The following is a 6,000-nucleotide window of genomic DNA, read 5'->3' as shown; positions in this document are numbered from 1 at the left end:
ACCCATCCGTCTCGTCGAGCCGCCGCTACGTGACTAAGTTCCAGGCCGCGTCGGTCACGCGCTGTCGTTGGCGCCGTCGGTCACGCGCTGTCGTTGGCGCCGTCGGTCACGCGCTGTCGTTGGCGCCGTCGGCCGAAACGCTGATCCTCCGGGCCGTCTCGACCCACTCGTGGTCCGGGAACGGCTCCGGACGGACGGCGTAGGTGTACCGGGGTTCGCCCTCGGCGTCGAGCGCGAGGTCGAACGCGTAGATGATCCCGTCCTCGACGCCGAGCTCGAGGGAGCCCTCGACGGCCGGGGTGGCCCGCGAGTCCTCGGGCTCCGCGTCCGAGAGCCGGTACGCGACGACGGGGACGCCGTGGTGCGTCGCCGTGCCGACCGCCTCCCAGCCGTACGGCTCGACCATCTCCGTGTGTCGGCCGATGTTCGTGGGAGCGATCTGACCGTACTGCGGGTCGTACCGGTAGTACGCGTCGGTCGCGTCGTGATACGTGAACTGCGGGTCCGACTCCCACTCGTCGCGCGGCTGGTGGTCCGGCAGTCCGTCGGCGGGCTGGACGTACGCGTACGCGTCGCCGTTTCGGTAGTCCTTCGCGCCGTACCACAGCTCGGAGATCACCTCTCCGGTGGACGAGTTCACGTAGTAGTCGCCTTCGACGCGGCGACGGTCGGGCGGCTCGTCGAAGACGATCGCGTACGAGTCCCAGTGGTCCCTCGGCGCGTGCAACGGCGTCTCGTCGTCCGACTCGAGCGTCGTGAAGTCGATACCGTCCGGTCCCGCACCGTCGGGGTACTCCTCCGGGAGCTCCGACTGCCCGTTCGATCCCGACTCGTCGGCTCCCCGTATCCCGTCGGTACAGCCGGCGAGGCACGGGACTCCGACACCGAGTGCTGAGAGGAGGGCACGGCGTTCCATGCCGGAGATATTGTCGTATCAATGAAGTATCTTCCGGACCGCGGCCGCCGGCTGGCGGCTCGCGGGCGAACCGGCCGGCTCCCGGCGCGGTCATCGATCCACTCCCGGCCCGATCATCGGTCGTCGGCGTCTGTCGCCTCCGAGGGCGTCGTCGCCGCCGATCCGACTCCGCCGAATATCGCGGTCCCGCCGTGCCGGACGACGGTCGCGACCATGTTGCCGGCGAACAGCAGCGCGCCGGCGACGACGAGCGCGCCGCCGAGGGGTCGGACGAGGCCCTCGGCGGACCCGCCGACCGCTCCGAGCGACGCGACGGCGGGCGAGACCGCGGCCGCGAGCAGGAGGCCGGCGCCGAGGACGGTCGCGGCGAGGTCGACCGCGGCGACGCGGGCGTGGTAGAGGTCGTCGATGGCGGGGACCCGTTCCAGCCCGACGCGGTCGGCGTATCGGTCGAGCCAGACGATGAAGGGGACGACGTGGTAGAGGCTCCCGACGACGACGAAGCCGACGAGCGCGCCGAGCAGGACGGGACCGACCGCGGGATGCCCGAACCGGACGGCGGGCCCGAGGGGGTCGACGGTCCACGTCGCGGCCGCGGTCGCGCTCCACGCGAGCGTCGCGACGGCGACGACGGCGTACCGCGAGAGCATCGGCGTCGCCGTCGCCGTCGCGTCGCGGAGCCGCCGGAGGAGTATCCCCCCGGCGACCGCCGCGCCGCCCGCGGCGAGCAACCCGCCGGCGGTCGCGAGGGGAGCGACCGCGAACAGCCGCCCGGCGGCGAGCAGGGTCACGCCGGCCGGGTACGCCGCGGTCTCGACGCGCGCGAGCCGGTCCTCGACCGGGAGCGCGTCGGTCTGGGTGAACATCGGGCCGAGCTGGTACAGGGCGCCGAAGACGGTCGTGAGGACGACGCCGAGGACGGCGAGCGTGACGTGCGCGTCGACGACCGCGGTCCGCGAGAGGCCGAGCGGGGCGAGCACGCCCCAGCGGTAGTCGGCCGCGAGGCTCCCCCGGAGGACCGCCGCGAGCGCGAGGAAGCCGAGCGCGAGCGCGAAGTGCCCCTCCGTGACGTCGAGGGGACGGGCGCGCCAAAGGGTCCTCGCGAGGTTATAAACGAACGCGGCGAATCCGAGGAGGATGAGCCCGGCGAATAGCGCCGCGTCGGCCGGCCGGCCGATCCACAGCCCGCCGGCGAACCCGCTCACGCCGACCGCGACGGCGACGAGCTGGAGCGTCGCCAGCCGGTCCGAGTGGAGCTCGACCCCCGACCAGACCGGGACGAACTGGGTCATCGCGCCGAGGACCGTGAGACACACCCACCCGACGAGCAGCAGGTGGGCCGCGGCGATTCGGCCGAGGCCCGCTCCGGCTCCTTCGATCCCGACGACTCGCGTGAGCGCGAGCGCTCCCCCGGCGGCGAGGAACGCCAGCGCGACGAGGAAGTGTCGGAGGGGAATCGTGGTCGGCGGGCGCGTCGAGGTCGTGAGATCGCCGGGGACGCCTCGCATGTCCCCGCGTACGGTCCGCGCGTCCGTGGTCACGTCCCCGAACGCGTTCGGGGGTCCGGCCGCCCATCGACGAACGACGGCCCCCGAACAGGTTCGGGGTAAACGACGGGCGCGCGGAGAACGAACTCAGGTCCATGTCACGGGAGACAGCGGCCCTCGAGGAGACCGACGCGCCGACGGACCGGCCGGTCGAGACGCTCGACGTCGCCGACCTCGGCCCGCCGGAGCCGCTTCGGCGGACGCTCGAACTGCTCGCCGACCTGCCGGCCGAGACCGTTCTCGTCCAGCGCAACGACCGAGTTCCGCAGTTCCTGTTCCCGAAGCTCGACGACCGCGGCTACGCGCACGACGCGGTCGAGACGGACGACGGCGTCGTCACGGCGATTTGGGTCGCGAACGGCGAGGCGGCGACAGACGGCGAGGCGGCGACAGACGGCGAGGCGGCGACAGACGGCGGAGCGACGACGGACGGGGAGACGACGACGGACACTCAGAGCGCCGCGGGGGCCGGCCGATGAGCTTCCTCGGCGGCTCCGAGCCCGAGTTCGACGACGAGAACGAGTTCGTGTCGGAGCACGTCCCGAAGCCGGGCGCCTTCCTCGCGGACCGCGACGTCCTCGCGGGCGAGGACCACGTCGCCGTGCACCGTCACGCCGCGGACGCCTTCGAGGAACACGGCGTGTACGACGCCACGTTCGGCTACAACCTCGCTCGGCTCAACCTCGACCCGCGGCATCCGGACGCCGGATTCCGCTACGCCGAGGAGGCCGACGACCCGACGACGCTCCGCGCCGAGTTCACGCCGACGACGGCGTTCTGTCCGCAGGCGGAGCCGCTGGCGGTGGGCGCCTTCCGCGCGTTCGACGCCGTCGCGGACCACGGCTACGACCTGGTCCGGGTGCGCGTCGACCCCTCGCTCAACGGGAGCGAGGCGGTCAACGACCGGCTCGAACGGCTCGAGTCCGGCGACGGCGAGGTCGGTGACGGCGGGGCGAGTGACGACGACCGGGCCGACGCCGACCCGGCAGGCGTCGATCGAACGGGCGCTCAGGACGACGACGGCGCGGGCGGTCCGACGACCCCCTTCTGAACGCCGCTGGCGGTTTCCGTCGCGGAGTCGAGCGAGACGCCCCGCCGCGGGCCGCGTCGGTCGAACATGTTCCCGCGAACGTGCATGTCGGACCGCCGCGTGCGATCGGATATGAACGACGCCGAATCGGTGCTCGACGTCCGCGAGCGCGACGATCCGCCGTTTCCGGTCATCAGCGACGCGCTCGACGAGCTCGGGCCGGACGAGCGGTTGCGGCTCGTGAACGACTTCGAACCGGCCCCGCTGTACGACGTGCTGGCGGACCGCGGCTTCGAACACGAGACCGAGCGGGTCGCCGCCGACGAGTGGCACGTCACGATAGAGCCCGCCTGAACGGAGGGAGACGCTCGCACCTCCCTCGATCCCTTTTATACTCCGCCCCGAATAGTTCGCCTCCCGACGCCGCGGCACGGGAATTCCCGCCGAAGGTATTCCCCCTACTACCCTACGCCGAAGCGCATGACCCGACGCACACTCGACCGGCGAACGTTCGTTCGAACGACTGCGGCGCTCGGTGTGACCACCGCGCTCGCCGGCTGCGGCGGTAGCGGCGACGGCGGCGAAGGCGGCAGCGGCGGTAGCGGCGGCAGCGACGGAAGTGACGGCAGCGACGGTAGCGACGGAAGTGACGGCAGCGACGGCGGCAGCGGCGACCAGCAGTACCTCTCCGAGGAGCCGGACTACGGCGGCTTCCTCGACGACGCCACCAACTACGAGCGGACGGCCGACATGACGGACGCCGACTCAGTGACCGTCGACGTCGGCGCCGGCGACGGACTGGCGTTCGGCCCGGCGGCGGTCGCGGTATCGTCCGGGACGACCGTCACCTGGGAGTGGACCGGGGAGGGCGGACAGCATAACGTCGCCGGCTCCGACGGTGACTTCGAGAGCGAGACCGTCGGCGAGGCGGGCCACACGTTCGAGCACACCTTCGAGGAGTCCGGCGTGCACGCCTACGTCTGTACCCCCCACGAGGCGGTCGGAATGAAGGGCGCGGTGTACGTGGAGTAACGCCGCGGCGACCGAGCGACGATTCCGACCGACGACTGCGACCGAGCGGCGACCCCGGCCGACGGCCGCGACTGACCGACGACCCGGCCGACGACCGCAACTGACCGACGACCCGGCCGACGATTCCGACCGACGACCGCGACTGACAGACGGCCGCGACTGACCGACGGCCCGGCCGACGACCGCGACCGACCGACGACCGACCACCCACCCATGCCCCAAGCACGCCTCCTCGTCGACCTGCCCGACGGACCGTGGATAGCCGACGTCTCGCGCGAGTTCCCCGACGCGGGGTTCCGCGTGCTCACCGCGGTCCCCGGCGAGAGCGCCGGCTTCGCCTTGGTCAGAGTCAGCGCCCGCGACGTCGACGCGGTCCTGTCGGCGATGGAGTCCCACGACGCGCTGGCCTCGGTGTCGGTGATGGCGCGGGAGGACGGCGTCGCGACCGTCCGGATCGAGACCGACGCGCCGCTGCTGTTGCTGGCCGCGAAGCGCTCCGGGCTCCCGATCGAGATGCCGCTGGACATCGAGGACGGCGTGGCGGAGGTCGAGGTCACCGGCGAACACGAGCGCGTCGCAGAGATGGGCCGGCGGCTGAGCGACCTCGGTCTGGAGTTCGAGGTCGAGCGCGTGCGGCAACGCGTCAACCCCGCTCGCCTGTTGACGGACCGACAGCGGGAACTACTGCTCGCGGCCGTCGACCTCGGCTACTACGACGTGCCGCGCCGAGCCACCCTGACGGAGGTCGCGGAGCACGTCGGCATCGCGAAGTCGACCTGTAGCGAGACGCTCCAGCGCGTCGAGCGGACGGTGGTCCGGGAGTTCGTCGACGACCTGCCCAGTCACCCCGTCGACGAGGAGACGGAGGTCGCGGCCGTCGATCCGTAGACCGGCTCGGCCGGGATCGCGGCCGCACCGTCCGTCGCCCCGGACAATCGCCGACGGCCCCAGACAACTACCGACGGCCCCAGACAACTACCGACGGCCCCAGACAGCTACTCTCGATCCCTGACGACCACCGACCCCTGACGACTACCGACCCCTGACGACCACCGACGACACACCCATGACCGCATCCACCGACGACCACGACCACGACGAGACCGCCGAACCGATCACCGACCGAGTCCACGACAACTCCTGGTCGGCGAACCTGGAGACGCCGAAGTACGCCGGGGCCCCGGAGCTCGCGGTCCGCGACGCGCTCGCGGCGATCGACCACACGACCGCCGGAAACCGCGTCAACCTGGTCACTCACGGCGACCTCGGCCACCCCGAGGAGTTCCTCTACGACGCGCTCCGGGAGGAGCGCGGCGACGTCGACCCGGAGTACGTCGAACGGTGCGGCTGCGGCGGTCACGTCACCCGCGTTGACGTTCCCTGAGACGCGGACGATCGGACGGGGGCGAACGCGGGCCGAACGGACCGATACCTCCCGGCCGGCGGTGCCGAGAGCGGGCATCCGCCGCCATTCT

General features: G+C 72.1%; 8 protein-coding genes. 6 read left to right on the top strand and 2 right to left on the bottom strand.

Annotation, left to right across the window (positions count from 1 at the left end; genetic code table 11):
• Nucleotides 1-106: 106 nt before the first annotated feature.
• A complete protein-coding gene (locus DJ82_RS09505; RefSeq protein ID WP_094581669.1) occupies nt 107-916 on the bottom strand; it encodes a hypothetical protein in 810 nt (269 codons plus the stop codon).
• A 113-nt stretch (nt 917-1,029) separates the two neighbouring features.
• Nucleotides 1,030-2,424 (bottom strand): hypothetical protein, encoded by a 1,395-nt coding sequence (locus DJ82_RS09500; RefSeq protein WP_094581672.1) that lies wholly within the window; start codon nt 2,422-2,424, stop codon nt 1,030-1,032.
• A gap of 134 nt (nt 2,425-2,558) precedes the next feature.
• On the opposite strand from DJ82_RS09500, the gene DJ82_RS09495 reads away from it, so the two are divergent.
• The 6 genes from DJ82_RS09495 (at nt 2,559) to DJ82_RS09470 (ending at nt 5,909) form a co-directional block, all read left to right on the top strand.
• Nucleotides 2,559-2,942 carry a DUF2249 domain-containing protein gene (locus DJ82_RS09495; RefSeq protein ID WP_094581668.1) on the top strand — a complete coding sequence of 128 codons (384 nt, stop codon included), beginning with the start codon at nt 2,559-2,561 and terminating at the stop codon, nt 2,940-2,942.
• Nucleotides 2,939-3,514 carry a hypothetical protein gene (locus DJ82_RS09490; RefSeq protein ID WP_176451430.1) on the top strand — a complete coding sequence of 192 codons (576 nt, stop codon included), beginning with the start codon at nt 2,939-2,941 and terminating at the stop codon, nt 3,512-3,514. The genes DJ82_RS09495 and DJ82_RS09490 overlap by 4 nt, the downstream gene beginning before the upstream one ends.
• 111 nt (nt 3,515-3,625) lie before the next feature.
• A complete protein-coding gene (locus DJ82_RS09485) occupies nt 3,626-3,847 on the top strand; it encodes a DUF2249 domain-containing protein (protein WP_094557307.1) in 222 nt (73 codons plus the stop codon).
• A gap of 126 nt (nt 3,848-3,973) precedes the next feature.
• Nucleotides 3,974-4,525, top strand: coding sequence for a halocyanin domain-containing protein (locus tag DJ82_RS09480; RefSeq protein WP_094581667.1), 552 nt, complete (start codon nt 3,974-3,976; stop codon nt 4,523-4,525).
• A gap of 213 nt (nt 4,526-4,738) precedes the next feature.
• Complete coding sequence (locus DJ82_RS09475; RefSeq protein ID WP_094524035.1) at nt 4,739-5,413, top strand: helix-turn-helix domain-containing protein; 675 nt, start codon at nt 4,739-4,741, stop codon at nt 5,411-5,413.
• A gap of 178 nt (nt 5,414-5,591) precedes the next feature.
• A complete protein-coding gene (locus DJ82_RS09470; RefSeq protein ID WP_094581666.1) occupies nt 5,592-5,909 on the top strand; it encodes a CGCGG family rSAM-modified RiPP protein in 318 nt (105 codons plus the stop codon).
• Nucleotides 5,910-6,000: the final 91 nt, after the last annotated feature.

The sequence above is a fragment of the Halorubrum sp. Ib24 genome, from assembly GCF_002252745.1.
Lineage (GTDB): Archaea > Halobacteriota > Halobacteria > Halobacteriales > Haloferacaceae > Halorubrum.
The sequence above is the reverse complement of the archived record's forward strand: the minus strand, read 5'-3'. Positions and strand labels throughout refer to the sequence as shown.